We start from the raw sequence: 15,167 nt of genomic DNA on the forward strand, positions 1-15,167 counted from the left end.
GCCTTTAGATAAGGCAGGCTGATCAGTGCATCACAAAACGTTAGGCAATGCTTGCCGTTGTAGTGCTGGCAAGTGATTTCGCCCCAGCTACTCCCGTTTTGATCAAAATTTGCTTGCCCAGCAACTAGAGGGCCTCGGCGTCTGTGACGTACGCCACTCCGCCGTAGTAAGTCAAAAGGGGGCGAAGTGCTGCACGTAGTGCATTCAGCAAATCCGCTTCGCAGAACACGATCACATGGGCATTGGCGCCTAGACCGCTGAACTCCATGCCCTCGGACACCGAGCCATGCGGACCCTTGCCGGTGACGTGCCTGACGACGGAATAACCGGGCACACCCACGGTTTCCATTGCCTGGATCACCGCATCCAACTCCCGCTCGCTGAGGATCAGTTCGAGGCGTTTCATTGATTTATCCGGCAGCGGGAAGCAGGGCGTTAATCATGGCCATGTATAGGGGAATGCCAACAATGATGTTGAAGGGAAAGGTGACTCCCAGGGCTGTCGATATATACAAACTGGGATTAGCCTGAGGCACTGTCATTCGCATGGCTGCTGGTACCGCGATGTAGGAGGCGCTAGCGCACAGCACCACAAACAGCAGGGCATTACCAGGTCCAAGGCCCAAGCCTCGAGCGATCAGGGTGCCTACTAGGGCATTGAAAAGTGGCATCAGCACCGAAAAGCCGATCAGAAAGGCTCCCGCTTGTCGTAAATCTCGGATCCGCTGGGCCGCAACGATCCCCATGTCCAACAGGAAGAAACTGAGGGCTCCATAGAAAAGTTTGTCGGTGAATGGCAGCATTTTGTCGATGCTGGCTGGGCTAAATGCTGCAACCAATAAGCCAATCGCCAGGCTGCCTACCAGCAGAAATACCGAGCTATTTAAAAATGACTCCCGCAGCACCGAGCTCCAGCCCATTTTCGGCCCCGCACCTTGCTGGCTAGGGGCTGCCAATTTGACCAGCAGCAGGCCCACAATGATGGCCGGCGATTCCATCAGAGCCAGGGCAGCCACCATGAAGCCATCGAAGGACAGGTTCTGGGTTTCCAGAAAGCTCTCGGCGGTGATGAAGGTCACCGCGCTGATCGATCCGTAGGTGGCGGCAATGGCGGCGGCGTTAAAGCCATCCAGCCTGGTTTTAAGCACCAGGTAGCTGTAGAGCGGCACCAGTAGCGACATCGCCATGGCGGCGGCGATTGTGGGCAGCACCTGGCCACCGAGGCCGCTGTGCTGCAGCTCCAAGCCACCTTTGAATCCGATGGCGAGCAACAAATAGAGGGAGAACAGCTTTGGGATTGGGGCTGGGATTTCCAGATCCGATCCCACCAGTACGGCGGTCACGCCAAGGAAAAAAAACAGCACCGGTGGGCTGACCAGGTTCTGCAGAATCAGGCTTGGGTCCATCCGTTACCCCTGGAACCCAATCACGCGGGGGCCAAGGCATCTATCAACCGTAGGTCTGCTGCAGGAAATGACAGCCAGGAGTCCGGTGTTTGCAAGCTGGACCCGACATCGACACCTCATTGGGGGACAATGACTTGCCCCGATTCCTGCTGAATGCCGATCCTGGTCGTCGCCAGTGGCAACCCCCACAAGGTGGCCGAAATCGGCGCGATGCTTGAGCTGGTTGAGCTGGATGTCCTGCCCCAGCCGCCCGGTCTCGATATTGACGAAACCGGAGCGACCTACCTCGCTAATGCCCGTCTCAAAGCCGAGGCTGTTGCCCGCATCACCGGCCACTGGGCCCTCGCCGACGACTCAGGCATCGAGGTGGATGCACTGGATGGAGCTCCGGGTATTTTTTCGGCTCGCTACGCCCCCACCGACCACGAGCGGATTCACCGTCTGTTGAAAGAACTGGGTGACAGCCTTTATCGCGGAGCCAGCTTCCGCAGCGCCATGGCCCTGGCCGATCCATCCGGCACCACCAGGGCCGAGGCTGAGGGGATCTGCCGCGGCCAGATATTGCGCGCTCCCCAGGGTCATGGCCCTGGTTACGACAGCCTTTTTTACGTGCGCGAGGCAGGCTGCTCCTACGCCCTGATGGGCCCCCACCTCAAGGCCAAGCTCGGCAGCCGCGGCAAGGCAGCACGGGCTCTTGCCCCGAAGTTGCTCCATCTGCTGGAGCTGAACAACTAATGCTCAACTGCCTGTAGCTCAACTGCCAGATCATGCCCCTGGATCAGCTGGCCTTGTTGTTGATGTGACTGATCGCCCGCATCGCGGCGGCGGCGGCCTCCTCCACATCACCCTCCCGCCCCGCCAGGGTTAAACGGCCGAAGGCACCCACGGCTTTCACGTCCACCACAGTGATGTTGGAGGATTTTTCTGCCTCATTGGCTGCGATCAGCACGTAACCGGCGGGCTCGGTTTCCAGGATGAACATGCTCATCCCAGCTTGAATCATCGACCCGCGCCGGTTCTGACGGTTGATCAGCACGGCGTGGTCAGGGGTGATCGCCCGGATGATCTCGGTCCAGCTGACCTCGCAACGGCTGCGGAGCTCCACCCGGCTGCCGATGGCCTCGAGCACCACGTCGCCGGAGTGGAGAACGTTGCTCTGGTCGCGGTGGTAGAGCGCCAAGGAGCCAAAGGCCCGCTCCACGATCATCTGGCCAAGCCGCACGGTGCTGGCCTTGAGGGCTATGTCGGTAACCCGGTGCACAGCCATGCCCGGCGATACCTCCAGCCACAAGCAGGCGTCACCGGGAATGGGCAGGAAGCCCTGGCTAACCGTGCCCATGTAGGCAGCTAGCTGGGGCTGCAGCGAATCAAGAAATACGTATGTGCGCAGCTCAATCGACTGCACATGGCTGGATTGGCGTGCCAGCCGGGAGCCCTCGCTGTCGGTGGTAATCACACAACTGGCGCCCGAGCTGTCGCTGCCCACCCGGGTGCCAGTGATCTGGGTGCCGCTACTAGTGCTTGAGCCAAGCGCCATCTCCCGACGCCGGCGCAGCGCCAGTTCGTCTCGGGAGGGAAGGCGGGATGGCAAGGGAAAATCCTTCGAACAGCTAGCCCTCTTATCGGCTTTGCTGCGGCTGGATCTTAACCCTGAAGCCCCCTGCCCCTTGCCCATCGCGGCTGAGCCGGTACCGTCCGGCCAACGTTCAAGGGACGTCCATGGCTACCCGCCGCACCGCTTCTAGCTCCACTCGCAGCCAGGCTGCCCAGGCCGAACCCATGCCCGCCGGAGACGCTGTCAACAGTGCTCCGATGCCTGAATGGATGGCTCAGGCAGCAGCCCAAGGAGTCAAGCCGGAGCAAGCACTGGCTTTCATCGGTATGGGATTGATGCAGAAGATGGCCGGTTCGTCCCACGACCTGCCCTGGCTTTGGTCTGAAGCCGAAGACGGCGGCCAGGCCGATCTGGCTGCTTTGCGGCAACGGCTCGAGCTCACCCAGCTGGCCGTCCAGACTGGGGCACCCCTCAGCACTTCTGAGGTGAGTCAGCTGCTTGGTGCCCGCCCCACCAGTGAAACGGTCGAGCGAGGCGGCCTCAAGGCCCGCCGCCTCAGCCGCAACGTCTGGAAATTGAGCCTCGCTGAAGAAGCATCAAGCCGCAGCGACGATGCCTTCCGCCGTCGCTTTTAGGCCGGCGCCAGCCCCACCAGCTTCATTGATTCCTCCCACAAGGTCTGCGCCGTTTCGGGGTTGCTGGCCTTGTCGGAGAGCTCCTGGCTGAATTGCTGTCCGCCTTTGGTTTGGCGGTTGCCCCAGCTCCAGTGCACACCTGAGGCGGAAAAATCTGGATCGGCCACCACCTGGCCAACCCGCTCTCCTGCCAATGCCTGGCTTACATATCCGCCGGTGATATTTTTCTGGAACCAAGGGAAAATTGTCTGAAACGCCCGCGGCGTGCTGCGGAAAAGGGGCGAGTCGGCAACGCAGCCCGGATATAGCGAGCTGAACACGATGCCGGTGCTTTCGTGCAGGCGACGATGCAGCTCCTGCGTCGTGATCATGTTGCAGAGCTTGCTGTCCTTGTAGGCCTTGCCAGGTTTGAAGGCCTTGCCATTGGCCATGGCGATAGGGGCCTTAAAGCCGGCCTTGAAGCCGGCACAGTCGCCGAGATCAGCTGGAGCTGGGATCGGAATCTTGCCACCAAGTTCCTTGGAGTTGGCCGTCACAGTGCCGAGAATCACCACTCGCCGCGAGGGGTGGCTTGAGCGCTGCAAGTCGCCCAGCAGTAACTGAATCAGTAAAAAGTGCCCCAGGTGATTGGTGGCCATCGATATTTCGTAGCCCTGCGGGGAGCGCTCGGGCAGCTTTAGCCGCGGTTTGTAGACGGCAGCATTAACCACCAGGGCGTCCAAGGGGCGTCCCAGGGACGCCACCAAAGTTTCAACTCCCACCCGAACGCTGTCGAGATCGCCGAGGTCAAAACGCAGATGACTGAGCTGATCTGGAGGAATCCCCAGGCTGGCTGCGGCAGCAGCGGCTTTAACGGGATCACGGTTAGCCGTAACCACATGCCAGCCGCGTTTGGCGAGGGCATTGGCGGCATTGAGGCCCACCCCTGAGGTGGTGCCGGTGATCAAAACCGTTCCGGCGGCTGCTGTTGCGGCCATCAAGTGAGTTGAGACAGGGGCCCCAACCTACGGGTTGGCCTGCTGCCAAACCACCCGCAGGCGATTGGGGGCAATCCACTGGTTTTGCTCGCGGATCAGCCGCTGCTCCCCTTCCACCATGAAGAGATGGTCAAAGCGTTCACGTGCTTTAGAGAGTTTGGCCCGTTCAAGGTCGAGCACCGCCGAAAGCTCACCCTGGCGCTCCATCCGCTCCTGATAGGCGGAGGCAAGGCGCACCAGGCTGACACCAGCGACCACAACAAGGCCAACCTTGAGAGCCAGGCCGATCACGCTGCAGAGCAATTCCTGCCGCTCACTTGAGAGGGCTTGCAGTGCGGCTGCTTCGCCGCCAGAAATTATCTGGGGATCGAGCTGAGAGGCAGGCTTGGGGAGCGAGTCCGGCTTGGAATGCGCGCCAGAAAGCGGCTTTCCCTGTCGCCGCAAGGGCAGATTTTGCCTGGCCTGATAACTGGATGGGACGAGAGGCGGCATGGGAGCAACGAGGGATCAAACCCCGCTGGGGCCTAGACGCTTTTAGCTGGCCAGGCCCGACTTGCCAAGGGGTAAGGCTTGGAAGGACCAAAAGCCAGCTTCTCAGGCTTTGTAGAGGCTGAAGCAGAGGCGAACGGCCAGCACGCCCGCATGGGCAGCAACCACCAAGGCAATCAGCACTTCGGCCTGGCTGAGAGTGGAAACCATGGGAGGGCAGTAAGCAACTGGATTCGCCCCATTCTTTGCCCTTAGGTGGCTACGGTCCAGATTGTCCCGCCCTGCTGTCACAGCTCTTGATGGCCCCTGTGGAGATTTCCGAGAGCCAGATCCGCCAGTTGGATCTTGCAGCTCTCCAGCCCTGGTTCAGCCTTAGCCCTGAGGCCCTTGTCCAGCAAGCTGGTTCCCTGGAGCTTCACTTCAATTGGCCCCGTGCAGACGACGACCCCCGGGAGCTTTCGGAAATTGCCGAGTTGCGGCTTTGGTCCCTACGGGCCGATGCGGAAGCTCCTTGGCTGCCCCTGTTGCTCGAGCGTGGCGGCGGCCAACTCACCCGCCACGTGGCGATGGTGCTGCCCCACCAATTCAGCCGCACGGAGGGCATCCGTTTTGCCCCCGAGTCCCTGGAACTTTGGATCACCCACAGGCTTTTCAGCCTTGACGCCTGGGCGCGACTGCACGGCTTGAGTTGCCGTCAGGGCTTAACCCAAATGGCTGCGGTGCTTGGCTACGAGCTAGACGGAGGCTTCTGGGCGCCACTTTCAGCCGGGGCGGCTCAGCAGTAGTGCCAGGGCCCTGCGACCGCTGTCGAGCGCAAGTATGAGAGTTAAGGCCCGCAGCAGCCAGGTCAGCTGACCATCGCTGACCCGATTCAGTCTGGCGGCCGACCAGTGGGCGGCAACAGCTGCTGTGCCTCCTAGGAGCATCCCGATCGGCAGTAGCGCTCGGCCATCCAGCAGGAAGGTGGTTGAGGCGACTGAGGCCGAGGTGAGCACCGCCAGGGTGCTGAAGCGGATTGCCAGGTGAATTGGCACCTGCATCAGCTGCACCATCAGGGGAACCATCACCAGGCCACCGCCGAGACCGAGCAAGCCGGTGGCCATGCCTGCGACCATGCCCGTGGCTGCCAAACCCGCCAGCTTCAAGCTGGGGGTATCGATGGCAGCCTGCGAAGACGGGGAGCGAAAGCTCAAGGCCAGCCCTCCGTACATCAACGCCTGCATTGCGAGCAACATCCAGCCATGCAGCACCAGCCCAACCTGGCTGAACAGGCCTGCACCTAGGCCTGCCCCCAGCACAATCGCCAAGCCCCCGCGCCAGGGAAGGCTGCGGTTGCGCAGGTGGGCCCAGGTGCCACCCAGGGTGGTGGGCACGATCGCCAGGGTGCTGGTGGCCAGGGCCTGGTGCGGATCAAGTCCGGCTAGCAGCAATAGGGGTGAAAACACCAGCCCACCGCCAATGCCCAGCACGCCTGACAGCAGACCCGCCAGCAGGCCAAGGGGCAGATAGGGCAACAGGCTCCACAACATCCGGGCAACCTGGCGCAATGGATCACTCTCCAGCATCTCCCCTCCCAGCCATGCGGCTGCTGCCCAGCAGCTGCCATCCGGGAGCCAGGCAGATGGCGATAGACAGCCTGCTGCTGGACCAACGGGCACCGGCCTTTCGGCTCTACTCCTGGCAGCGCCCGACCCTGTCGCTGGGGTTTCACCAGCGCTGCATAGAACCCCATTGGCAGGCGCTGGCAGCGGCGGGGGTGATCGATTTAGTGCGGCGACCCAGTGGCGGCCGTGCCGTGCTCCACGCCGGAGAGCTCACCTACGCCCTGGTGTGGCCGGACCCCCCCCTGTCGCGTCTGCAGACGTACGGCCGCGCATGCGCCTGGCTGGTCAATTGCTTTGCCTCGTTGGGCCTGCCGTTACAGCCAGGCCGGCAGGCCGCCAGCCCACAACCCAGCAGCTGCTTTGCCACCAGTACGGCCGCCGATCTAGGGCACGCCAGCGGCGTCAAGCGGGTTGGCAGCGCCCAGCTCTGGCGCCGCGGCTGCCTGCTGCAGCACGGCTCGATTCTTTTGGAGCCCCCCGCCGATTTATGGAAACTTGTGTTTGGCGGGCCGCCACCCCAATTGCCAGTTCTGCCCGTAGACCGTGCTGAGCTAGAGCTGCGTTTGATTCAAGCGGCCCAAGCTGAGCTGCCTGCGTCTGCTGCCGGCAACAGGACCATCCCCCTCAGCAGCGAGGAATGGGAACTGATTGCAGCGACCGAGGCCAGTTACTGGCTGGCGTTGGCTGGCCCCTCCTCGCTTGCTTCACCAGAGGCCACCATGGAGCGCACCACCTGGGCTAGGGCCAGGCCAAGTGGATAAGTACCTTGGCGACGAGCTGCCTCGAGCATGGGCGCGGGCAGGCGCAGCCCCAACTTGGCAAGCACCGCCTCTCCGAGCTCGGGGCGTTCGATGGTGCCGCAGGGGAGTCCGGCGGGGCTTAGCACCAGCAGTCGGTTGCGGCCGCTGGCTTCTAGTTGCTGCACCGCTTGCCACAGCGGTGCCGACTCCCGGATGGAGGGCAGGCTCGAGAGCGGTTGGATGTGGTCGCCGATGCTGTCCGTATCCCAACGCTGCACTGGCAGTTGTTGCAGCGGCTTGTCGTCGATGAAGCCCTGCCAGCGGCCGCGATCGCACACCAGCAGCCAGTCGCCTTGGTGGACCTCGCTGGCTTGGGAGACACGCATCTGGCTTAGTTCCCGCAACCGACCTGCCGCCTCAAGCACCCGAAATCGCCGCCCAGCCGCATCCCGTACTTTTAATTCGTTGAGGGTTTGCTGCAGGGCTAGCAATTGGCGCTGATTGCGCGAGGCCCCAAGTCCAAACCAGCCCAGCAGCATCAACCAGGCGCCGCTGAGGCCCCCTCCGCGCAGCAGCAGCACGGTGCCCATGCCAATCGCCAGCAGGGAAAGGAAGCGCCCGCAGCTGTTGGCCACCTCCACGCCGCGCCGCTGGCTACCGCTCGCCTGCCACACCAGGGCCTTCACAATCAGGCCCCCATCCAGCGGTAGGCCGGGCAGCAGGTTGAACAGGGCCAGCACCATGTTGAGGGTGCCCAGCTCCGACACCATGGCGCCCAGCAGGGGCGAGAGATGGGCGGCTGGATGGGTGGCTGCCAGCAGGCCCACACCCAGCACCAGGCTTACGGCAGGGCCAGCAGCTGCCACCAGCAGGGCGCCGCGGGCGGTGCTGCACTCGCGCTCCACGCTGGCCACGCCGCCAAGCAGGAACAAGGTGATGCTGCGCACCTCCACCCCCTGGGCCAGGGCCACCAGGGAGTGGCCCAATTCGTGCAGGAGCACTGAAACGAACAGCAACATTGCCGTAACCAACCCCAGGCCCCAGAGCACCGCGCCGCTCATCGGATCCTTGAGGGTGAGGCTGTAGTGCTGTTGGAAGGCCGCGGTGGCAAGCACCAAGATCACAAACCAACTGGGGTGGATCCGTAGGGGGATGCCCCGAATTTTGAAAATTTGCCAGCCTTCTCCCACTGCCCTCTGTCTTGGTGTCTGATCCTAGAAAGGGGCGACAGCCTTTGCCCTCGCCATGGCGCCCCCCCTGTTGAAGATCTGTGGGTTGCGGGATCCGGACCAGGCCGCAGCGGTGGCTCAACTGGGGGTGGATGCGATCGGCGTGATCGGGGTGCCAGGCTCGCCTCGCTTCCTTGAGGCTGAACGCCGGCAGGCGCTTTTTGCGGCGATGCGGGCAGCTGCGCCTGGCTGCCGCGGTGTGCTGGTGGTGGCCGATCCGCTCGAGCAGCGGTGGCCCCAACTAGAGCTAGGACATGGTCATGCTGTGGTGCAGTTGCACGGCTCGGAAACACCCCAGCTCTGCGAACAGCTGCGCTCCCGCCTGGGCTGTGAGATCTGGAAAGCCCTGAGGATTCGCAGGCCGGAGGATCTGCAGCGGGCCGTTGACTACGCCCTGGTGGTGGATGCCCTGCTTCTCGATGCCTGGGTGCCCGACCAGCTAGGAGGCACGGGCCATCGCATCCCGATTGAGTGGCTGCAGGGATTTACGCCAGTTCTTCCCTGGTGGCTGGCAGGGGGCATTCGGGCCGACCGAGTGCCGGAACTACTGACCCAGCTGTGCCCCACAGGCCTCGATGCCTCCAGCGGCGTGGAGCGAAGCCCAGGCAATAAGGATCTCGATCAGGTTGCAGCACTAGTGGCTGCGGTACGGGTTGCTGGCCTAGCTGGTCCTTCCCAGTCAAGATCAGTTGGTCTTGCCCCTTCTTGATGGGTTTGTTTTGTAGATCTGCGCTTCTTCGTCCATCCCTCTGGGCCCTGGCGGTGACCATGGGCTCGGGTTTAGGACTAGCCCTGCTGGCACCGGTTCGGGCCCAGGACCTAGTGGGCTGCCAGCTGGTGGATGGCCAGCTTTCCTGCGTACCAGGGGTGAGTGCCGACCCCCAGTCCCAGATCCGTGCCCTGCGACAGCAGATCAATACGGATCTGCAACAGGAGAGTGCTGTTCAGCAGCAAATCAATGGTTTGCAGCAGCTGGTGCTGCAAGGTGAAGCCGTGCAGGGGGCAGTACTGCAGGCCACTGCCGCAGCCGACCTATTGGCCGCATTGCCAGCCTCGGCGTTTCACTGGTACCGGCGTAGCCCGGGTGCCAACCAGTGGCTGCTGATTGAAGGAGCTGCGGGGCCCAGCTACGTCTTGCAACTTCAAGACGTTTCGGCCCAGGTAATGGTGGTGGTAGCGGTGCCAGCCCAAGGTGGTGGCTCTAGCCGGCAGGCTTCGCCGGCTATTGGACCAGTTGGCAGCAAACCCTGAGGTTGATTTTAGAGGCCAGGTGACTTTCCACCTAAAGCATTCGCTTTAGGTGGAAAGCATGCACTCCTGCTGCTTAACCAGCTCGAAGAATTCGGCCTTGAGGCTTGGATCAAGACGGAAATCGCCCCGCACCACAGAATTGACCATGCTGGTTTGGGGCTCCTTCACACCACGCCACTTCATGCAGTAATGCTGGGCTTTTACCAAAATCGCCAGACCTTGGGGCTCACAGAGACGCTCGATCTCATCGGCCAAGATCATTACAGCCTCCTCTTGAATATGAGGCCTTGAAAATACCCAGTCGGCAACTCTAGAGAACTTGGATAGGCCAATTACCCGATCACCTGGCTTGATACCAATCCAACAATTGCCCAAAATGGGCACTAAGTGGTGTGAACAGGCTGAACGAACGGTAATCGGGCCAACGGTATAAATTTCATCCAACTTTTTGACATTTGGAAAGCTGGCAATCTTGGGTTGCTCGTGATAGCGCCCCTTAAAAACTTCGTGCAGGTACATCCGAGCGACACGCTCAGCTGTCTCCTCGGTGTTGTGATCTTTGTCTATATCAATGACGAGACTACGTAGTAATTCGCGAACTTTGCCCGCCACCTCAATCTCCAATTGCTCGAGCTCACCATCGCGAAGGTGGTCAGCGATGTTGTCGTTTGCGAGGTACGCAACTCCTGCCGCGTCAAGACGCTCCCGGATTCGCAGACTTATGGGCAGGGGAGCTGAATCAGGTGTAACGGTGCGCGAAGGAATGCTGGACGGCAGGGTGGAAGTCATAGGGGGGCTCAAAGCGCGCCGGCGGCCGGCATGAGGGTGAGATCTTCCACCACTGAGGTGGCTGGCTGTTGGGCCAAGTACAGCAGGGCTTCAGATGCCCTTTCAACGTCAAGCATGGCACGGCGATCGAACGTGCTGTGGACGTTTTCGCTGTCCCAGAGTGGCGTATTCACCGCACCTAGGGTGAGGGTGCTTACCCGTATGCCAAAGGGGCGTTCTTCGACGGCAAGGCATCGGCTGAGGGAGAGGAGAGCGGCCTTGCTAACGCAGTAAGCGCCCCAGTCGGGGAAGGCTTGGTGGGCTGCATGGCTGTTCACATTGATGATCTGTCCGCCGCCAGCCTGTCTGAGTCTAGGCAGCAGCGACTGGCACACCTGAAATACAGCACTGAGATTCAGCTGCATCAATCGTTGCCATTGCTCCAAGGGCATCTCTGCCAGGGAGCCCGTATAAGCAACGCCGGCATTGTTAATTACAACAGCAGGGGTGAGCCCACGGCTGCAGAGATCTTCCAGTCCGGGAGCAATAGTGGCTGGCTCGGCCAGATCGAGGCCAATGGATTCGATTCTCCTGCCAGTGGGCTTTAGAGCCGTTGTGAGCGAATCGAGGTCGGCAGTGCTCCTGGCCAGCAGGAGTAAGTCGTAGCCAGCAGAGGCAAATTTGTGGGCTGCTGCGGCACCTATGCCTCGGGAGGCGCCGGTGATCAGAGCAACAGGTGCTGAATCAGGCAAAGGCAGGCCCTGGGAGGTAACGGGATCCGAAGTAAACCTTAAGAGCCGGGAGAGGCAATTGGGGACTCGCTGTCGAGCACCCTTCCCATACGGCGAAATTTGGCGTAGCGCTGCTCGACCAATTGGGATTCATTTAGGCCCTGCAGTTCGCTGAGTTGCTCGAGCAAGGCAGATTTAAGGGTTTCAGCGGCCTGCAGAGGTGCCGAGTGGTTGCCGCCGGAGGGCTCGGGCAACACCAGGTCAACGATGCCGAGCTTCAGCAGATCGGGTCCTGTGATCTTGAGAGCCTCGGCGGCGGTGGAGGCCTTGCCTGCGTCCCGCCACAGGATCGAGGCACAGGCTTCTGGGCTGGCCACTGTGTAAACGCTGTGCTCAAACATCAGCAGCCTGTCGGCGACGCCGATGCCCAGGGCGCCACCAGATCCGCCTTCGCCGATCACCGTGGCAAGAATCGGCACCCGCAGCCGGAACATCTCACGCAGATTGACGGCGATCGCTTCACCCTGCCCCTGCTCCTCAGCCAGCACCCCCGCGTAGGCCCCCGGCGTATCGATGAAACTCAAGATCGGCAGACGAAAGCGATCGGCATGCTCCATCAGCCGCATCGCCTTGCGATAGCCCCCTGGGGATGCCATCCCGAAGTTGCGGGCGACATTTTCCTTAGTGTCCCGACCTTTTTGGTGTCCCAGCAGCACCACACCCTGCTCACCGATCCTGCCAACCCCACCCACTAGGGCCCGGTCGTCACTGCCACGGCGGTCACCATGCAGCTCCAGCCACTCATCAGTAATCACCTGGATGTAATCCAGGGTGCTGGGCCGCTGGGGGTGGCGGGCCACCTGGATCTTCTGGGAGGGCGTCAGGGCATCGAAGATGTCTTTGCGACGTCTGGTGGCCAGGGTCTCGAGCTGCAGCAGCTGCTGACTCACATCCACCTCCGAGTCGCGAGCCAACTGGCGAATCTGCTCGATCTGCTCTTCGAGCTCAACTAGTGGTTTTTCGAACTCCAGCAAGGCGCGGCGGGCCATGGCGGGGATGGGCAAGGGGACGAAAGGTATTCAGGCAGTAGTCAGGGCCGGGGTGGGATCGATCTGGGCGGACAGCCCCAGGGCTTGGAAGCCATGGCGCAGGGAAGCGGCACCGATCAGATCCATCTTGTCGAGGCTGATGTTGTTGCGCCCCCAGCTGAAGTTGGTGTGGATCCCTTCGAACTCCAGCAGGATGGCCTCGGCGAAACAGGCAAACATCTGACGTTTGGGGTCGTCCATTTCAGCCATTTCCATCATTTGCCAGGTGATGTCGCTGAAAAACTCAACGATGCCCCCCTTCAATACATGGATGCCGTTGCCACTGGCCTTGGTGTCTAGGTTTTTCGGGTAGCCGCCATCGATCATCAGGCAGGGCGACTTAAGGCTGGGAGCATCGATGCTCAGCGTTTGGGGCAAACTGGCCACCCAAACCACCACGTCGGCTTCCGGCAGGGCCTCCTCCAGCTTGAGGATCCGGCCGCCGCCAAGCTCCTGCTGTAAGTCCAGCAAGGGTTGGGGCTGGCGAGCTACCAGTAAAAGCTCCTTAACTCCAGTGCGCTGGCTCAACCAGCGGCATACAGCGCTGCCGATATCGCCGGTAGCCCCGATAACTGCGACCCGGGCTTGGCTCAGATCGATACCGAGCTTGGGGGCATTGGTTTCGACTTGGCGACAAATCACCCAGGCGGTATGGGTGTTTCCGGTAGTGAATCGCTCCCATTCCAAGGTGGTGGAGCGGATTTGCTGCTCCTTGAGCAGGTTGAAATTTTCGAAAATAATCGAGGTAAATCCGCCCAAAGCGGTGATATCGATACCATTTTTTTGAGCCAGCTCCATGGCGCTGAGCACCTTGCGGCGAGCGGTTTTAAACCGACTCAGCATTTCTGGCACAAAGCAGGAGTCGATGTATGCCCCTTCTATGGTCTTGCCTGTGGCGCTGGTGACCTGAAGATGCTCCACCAGCTGGGGGGGGGCACTACACCAGACGTCGAGGTCACCTTCGGCAAACTCCTCAAAGCCAAGAGTGCGCGCCTTTTCACGAGCAGCCTCGAAGCTTGTGGAGTGACCGATCAGGCCGAACATGGGCAACCCCAGAGAATGTCGCGGACGCTACATCTTGCCACGACACGCCTGGCAGGAGGGCTTCAGCCGATCAGTGCAGCAGCAGCCATTTTGGCGATCTCCCTGGAAGTGAAGCCAACTTCGAGCAGTGCCTCTTGGTAGGAAGTGAGGAAATCGGCCATCAAATCCTCCTGGTCCATTTGAAGAACAGCTGCGTCGCCGGCAACCTGCTCAAGCATTTTGCGCACCAAGGGAAGATTCTCACGGTTTGCCTGCTCCAGCTCCCCCCGCACGGTTTCAAGATTGGCTTTCAGCCATTCCTGACCGTAATTCAGGTGTGTGTACTCATCTTTGACTACGCCTTCGGTGATCTTACGCGCAAATGGATCGGCTACAGGGATATAGATGTGATACGCCGAAATGGCAAAGGCCTCAATCAAAATAGCCTGAATCAAAAGACAGGTTGTGACCTTGCCTTCAGCTAAAGCCTTCTGAAAATTGTTGTGCAGAGGAGAAAAGAACTCCTTAGCAAACGGCATGTCAGCAGTGACGCCGAGGTTGTTGGCGCAAGCTGTGAAGCCCTTCATGTGCTTCAGCTCCATGCGGGCCAATTTGGTCAGCTCCTCAGCTTGGTCGGGGAGCAGCCCACCGATAGAGATGTAATTGTCGTGAGCTTCCTGCTCGCCTTCAATCACGATCGCGTTGATCCGGCTGTAGGCGTCCTTGTAGGTATCTGTGCTGAAGTCGGGCAGTTGGTCGGGTGGGAACGCCTCAGTGGCATTGATAGGTGCAAGAGTTGCCATGGCAGCCACGCTGTTGGATCTGATCAGCTGACTGTAACCACCCCCTACCGAACCCTGACCGTCCCTTGGCCTGGCCAGGAGCTGGCCAGCAGGGTTTCGAAGCGGTGCTGCCAACCTGCGACCAACCGGTCAAAAAGTTGCGCTCCCAGGGCTGCAGAAGCGCCGCGGGCGTCGCCAACCACTCCGGTGAGGCTGAGTTCCTGGCTGAGCCAGGCAAGCGGGGCGGCCCCTTCCAGGCTCCAGCCCGATGGGATGACCTCGCCTCGCTTGCCATCGCTGGGGCGCTGTTCGCCCACCAGCTGGGGGGCGAGGTGCAGCATCAGGCTGGTTTCCGCCAAGCCCGCGTGCAGCCCGTCGGAGCGCTCCGGTTCGGGGATGAGCTCGGCGATCCCCTCGGGACCACTCCATAAAAAGCAGGGCAGCACGGCTAGCTCGGGCCGCTCCGCCCGCAGCTGGCGCGCGGCGGTCTGGAGCAGGGATATTTGGCCACCGTGTCCGTTAAACAACACCAGGCGCTGAAAACCTGTGCCAGCCAGTTCGTGGCCCACAGCCACCAGTTGCTCGATCAGGACCTGGGGAGGGAGGCTGATGGTGCCACTGAAACCACGGTGCTCTGGGGAGAAGCCGATGCTCTGCAGCGGCAGCCGCAGGATCGGCAGGCTTGGCTCCAGCGCTGCCAAAACTGCGTCCAGCACTCGTTCGGCAAACAGGCCATCCGTTCCGAGCGGCAGTTGGGGGCCGTGTTGCTCGACCGCGCCCCAGGGCCAGACAACCGTGCTTCCTGGCTGGGCTGCAAGCTCCTGAACCTGCGGCCAGGCCAGCTGCTCAAGGTGGCGCTGCTGGGGCATTTTTTGAGGACTGATCACTA

At 61.2% G+C, this 15,167-nt stretch carries 20 protein-coding genes; 6 read left to right on the top strand and 14 right to left on the bottom strand.

Going from position 1 to position 15,167, the window contains the following annotated elements; all coding sequences use genetic code 11:
- Positions 1-124 precede the first annotated feature (124 nt).
- Together KBY75_RS10485 and KBY75_RS10490 are read right to left on the bottom strand one after the other, a co-directional pair.
- The gene (locus KBY75_RS10485; protein WP_254937074.1) at positions 125-406 is read right to left on the bottom strand and encodes a P-II family nitrogen regulator; all 282 of its coding nucleotides are present in this window, start codon (positions 404-406) and stop codon (positions 125-127) included.
- Positions 407-410: 4 nt separating this feature from the next.
- Positions 411-1,406 (bottom strand): sodium-dependent bicarbonate transport family permease, encoded by a 996-nt coding sequence (locus KBY75_RS10490; protein ID WP_254937073.1) that lies wholly within the window; start codon positions 1,404-1,406, stop codon positions 411-413.
- Positions 1,407-1,559: 153 nt separating this feature from the next.
- Between KBY75_RS10490 and KBY75_RS10495 the strand changes: the two genes are divergently transcribed.
- The gene (locus tag KBY75_RS10495) at positions 1,560-2,141 is read left to right on the top strand and encodes a non-canonical purine NTP pyrophosphatase (RefSeq protein ID WP_255023852.1); all 582 of its coding nucleotides are present in this window, start codon (positions 1,560-1,562) and stop codon (positions 2,139-2,141) included.
- A 43-nt stretch (positions 2,142-2,184) separates the two neighbouring features.
- Here the strand turns inward: KBY75_RS10495 and KBY75_RS10500 are convergent, their stop codons facing one another.
- Positions 2,185-2,943, bottom strand: coding sequence for a BMC domain-containing protein (locus KBY75_RS10500; protein ID WP_254937311.1), 759 nt, complete (start codon positions 2,941-2,943; stop codon positions 2,185-2,187).
- Positions 2,944-3,125: 182 nt separating this feature from the next.
- Here KBY75_RS10500 and KBY75_RS10505 point away from each other — a divergent pair, with 182 nt between their 5' ends.
- Positions 3,126-3,596, top strand: coding sequence for a hypothetical protein (locus KBY75_RS10505; RefSeq protein ID WP_396096980.1), 471 nt, complete (start codon positions 3,126-3,128; stop codon positions 3,594-3,596).
- Here the strand turns inward: KBY75_RS10505 and KBY75_RS10510 are convergent.
- The 3 genes from KBY75_RS10510 to psaM form a co-directional block, all read right to left on the bottom strand.
- Positions 3,593-4,573, bottom strand: coding sequence for a protochlorophyllide reductase (locus KBY75_RS10510; protein WP_255023853.1), 981 nt, complete (start codon positions 4,571-4,573; stop codon positions 3,593-3,595). The genes KBY75_RS10505 and KBY75_RS10510 overlap by 4 nt on opposite strands.
- 27 nt (positions 4,574-4,600) lie before the next feature.
- Positions 4,601-4,876 (bottom strand): hypothetical protein, encoded by a 276-nt coding sequence (locus KBY75_RS10515; RefSeq protein ID WP_255023854.1) that lies wholly within the window; start codon positions 4,874-4,876, stop codon positions 4,601-4,603.
- A gap of 291 nt (positions 4,877-5,167) precedes the next feature.
- Entirely contained in the window at positions 5,168-5,272 is a 105-nt protein-coding gene (psaM, locus tag KBY75_RS10520; protein ID WP_106502470.1) for a photosystem I reaction center subunit XII, read from the bottom strand.
- Positions 5,273-5,361: 89 nt separating this feature from the next.
- Here psaM and KBY75_RS10525 point away from each other — a divergent pair, with 89 nt between their 5' ends.
- A complete protein-coding gene (locus KBY75_RS10525; protein ID WP_254937069.1) occupies positions 5,362-5,847 on the top strand; it encodes a CRR6 family NdhI maturation factor in 486 nt (161 codons plus the stop codon).
- Here the strand turns inward: KBY75_RS10525 and KBY75_RS10530 are convergent.
- Positions 5,824-6,609 (bottom strand): sulfite exporter TauE/SafE family protein, encoded by a 786-nt coding sequence (locus tag KBY75_RS10530; RefSeq protein WP_315859083.1) that lies wholly within the window; start codon positions 6,607-6,609, stop codon positions 5,824-5,826. The two genes, KBY75_RS10525 and KBY75_RS10530, sit on opposite strands and share 24 nt — an antisense overlap.
- Positions 6,610-6,641: 32 nt before the next feature.
- Here KBY75_RS10530 and KBY75_RS10535 point away from each other — a divergent pair, with 32 nt between their 5' ends.
- On the top strand, positions 6,642-7,427 hold the full coding sequence (locus KBY75_RS10535) for a lipoyl protein ligase domain-containing protein (RefSeq protein ID WP_254937067.1): 786 nt from the start codon (positions 6,642-6,644) through the stop codon (positions 7,425-7,427).
- Here KBY75_RS10535 and KBY75_RS10540 read toward each other — a convergent pair.
- Positions 7,334-8,596, bottom strand: coding sequence for a site-2 protease family protein (locus tag KBY75_RS10540; protein WP_254937066.1), 1,263 nt, complete (start codon positions 8,594-8,596; stop codon positions 7,334-7,336). The genes KBY75_RS10535 and KBY75_RS10540 overlap by 94 nt on opposite strands.
- 55 nt (positions 8,597-8,651) lie before the next feature.
- Here KBY75_RS10540 and KBY75_RS10545 point away from each other — a divergent pair, with 55 nt between their 5' ends.
- Complete coding sequence (locus KBY75_RS10545) at positions 8,652-9,344, top strand: phosphoribosylanthranilate isomerase (RefSeq protein ID WP_255023855.1); 693 nt, start codon at positions 8,652-8,654, stop codon at positions 9,342-9,344.
- Positions 9,345-9,403: 59 nt separating this feature from the next.
- Entirely contained in the window at positions 9,404-9,886 is a 483-nt protein-coding gene (locus KBY75_RS10550; protein WP_255023856.1) for a hypothetical protein, read from the top strand.
- A gap of 45 nt (positions 9,887-9,931) precedes the next feature.
- Here KBY75_RS10550 and folE read toward each other — a convergent pair whose 3' ends face one another.
- The 6 genes from folE to KBY75_RS10580 all read right to left on the bottom strand — a co-directional run bounded on the left by folE (position 9,932) and on the right by KBY75_RS10580 (position 15,147).
- Positions 9,932-10,675 carry a GTP cyclohydrolase I gene (folE, locus tag KBY75_RS10555; RefSeq protein ID WP_254937063.1) on the bottom strand — a complete coding sequence of 248 codons (744 nt, stop codon included), beginning with the start codon at positions 10,673-10,675 and terminating at the stop codon, positions 9,932-9,934.
- Positions 10,676-10,683: 8 nt separating this feature from the next.
- On the bottom strand, positions 10,684-11,406 hold the full coding sequence (locus tag KBY75_RS10560; protein WP_255023857.1) for an SDR family oxidoreductase: 723 nt from the start codon (positions 11,404-11,406) through the stop codon (positions 10,684-10,686).
- Positions 11,407-11,444: 38 nt separating this feature from the next.
- Positions 11,445-12,434, bottom strand: coding sequence for an acetyl-CoA carboxylase carboxyltransferase subunit alpha (locus KBY75_RS10565; RefSeq protein WP_254937061.1), 990 nt, complete (start codon positions 12,432-12,434; stop codon positions 11,445-11,447).
- A gap of 30 nt (positions 12,435-12,464) precedes the next feature.
- Entirely contained in the window at positions 12,465-13,517 is a 1,053-nt protein-coding gene (locus tag KBY75_RS10570) for a long-chain acyl-[acyl-carrier-protein] reductase (protein ID WP_255023858.1), read from the bottom strand.
- A 62-nt stretch (positions 13,518-13,579) separates the two neighbouring features.
- A complete protein-coding gene (locus KBY75_RS10575; RefSeq protein WP_255023859.1) occupies positions 13,580-14,299 on the bottom strand; it encodes an aldehyde oxygenase (deformylating) in 720 nt (239 codons plus the stop codon).
- A gap of 44 nt (positions 14,300-14,343) precedes the next feature.
- Positions 14,344-15,147: a creatininase family protein gene (locus tag KBY75_RS10580; RefSeq protein ID WP_254937058.1), complete on the bottom strand. Its 804-nt coding sequence runs from the start codon at positions 15,145-15,147 to the stop codon at positions 14,344-14,346.
- Positions 15,148-15,167: the final 20 nt, after the last annotated feature.

Source organism: Cyanobium sp. T1G-Tous, from assembly GCF_024345455.1.
GTDB lineage: Bacteria > Cyanobacteriota > Cyanobacteriia > PCC-6307 > Cyanobiaceae > Cyanobium_A.

Excerpts from the sequence above, each read along its gene's own strand:
- KBY75_RS10525 (WP_254937069.1), top strand. The coding sequence starts at position 5,362 with ATGGCCCCTGTGGAGATTTCCGAGAGCCAGATCCGCCAGTTGGATCTT.
- KBY75_RS10485 (WP_254937074.1), bottom strand. The coding sequence starts at position 406 with ATGAAACGCCTCGAACTGATCCTCAGCGAGCGGGAGTTGGATGCGGTG.
- KBY75_RS10500 (WP_254937311.1), bottom strand. The coding sequence starts at position 2,943 with ATGGCGCTTGGCTCAAGCACTAGTAGCGGCACCCAGATCACTGGCACC.
- KBY75_RS10565 (WP_254937061.1), bottom strand. The coding sequence starts at position 12,434 with ATGGCCCGCCGCGCCTTGCTGGAGTTCGAAAAACCACTAGTTGAGCTC.
- KBY75_RS10535 (WP_254937067.1), top strand. The coding sequence starts at position 6,642 with ATGCGGCTGCTGCCCAGCAGCTGCCATCCGGGAGCCAGGCAGATGGCG.
- KBY75_RS10495 (WP_255023852.1), top strand. The coding sequence starts at position 1,560 with ATGCCGATCCTGGTCGTCGCCAGTGGCAACCCCCACAAGGTGGCCGAA.
- KBY75_RS10505 (WP_396096980.1), top strand. The coding sequence starts at position 3,126 with ATGGCTACCCGCCGCACCGCTTCTAGCTCCACTCGCAGCCAGGCTGCC.
- folE (WP_254937063.1), bottom strand. The coding sequence starts at position 10,675 with ATGACTTCCACCCTGCCGTCCAGCATTCCTTCGCGCACCGTTACACCT.
- KBY75_RS10580 (WP_254937058.1), bottom strand. The coding sequence starts at position 15,147 with ATGCCCCAGCAGCGCCACCTTGAGCAGCTGGCCTGGCCGCAGGTTCAG.
- KBY75_RS10490 (WP_254937073.1), bottom strand. The coding sequence starts at position 1,406 with ATGGACCCAAGCCTGATTCTGCAGAACCTGGTCAGCCCACCGGTGCTG.
- KBY75_RS10570 (WP_255023858.1), bottom strand. The coding sequence starts at position 13,517 with ATGTTCGGCCTGATCGGTCACTCCACAAGCTTCGAGGCTGCTCGTGAA.
- KBY75_RS10510 (WP_255023853.1), bottom strand. The coding sequence starts at position 4,573 with ATGGCCGCAACAGCAGCCGCCGGAACGGTTTTGATCACCGGCACCACC.
- psaM (WP_106502470.1), bottom strand. The coding sequence starts at position 5,272 with ATGGTTTCCACTCTCAGCCAGGCCGAAGTGCTGATTGCCTTGGTGGTT.
- KBY75_RS10545 (WP_255023855.1), top strand. The coding sequence starts at position 8,652 with ATGGCGCCCCCCCTGTTGAAGATCTGTGGGTTGCGGGATCCGGACCAG.
- KBY75_RS10550 (WP_255023856.1), top strand. The coding sequence starts at position 9,404 with ATGGGCTCGGGTTTAGGACTAGCCCTGCTGGCACCGGTTCGGGCCCAG.
- KBY75_RS10575 (WP_255023859.1), bottom strand. The coding sequence starts at position 14,299 with ATGGCAACTCTTGCACCTATCAATGCCACTGAGGCGTTCCCACCCGAC.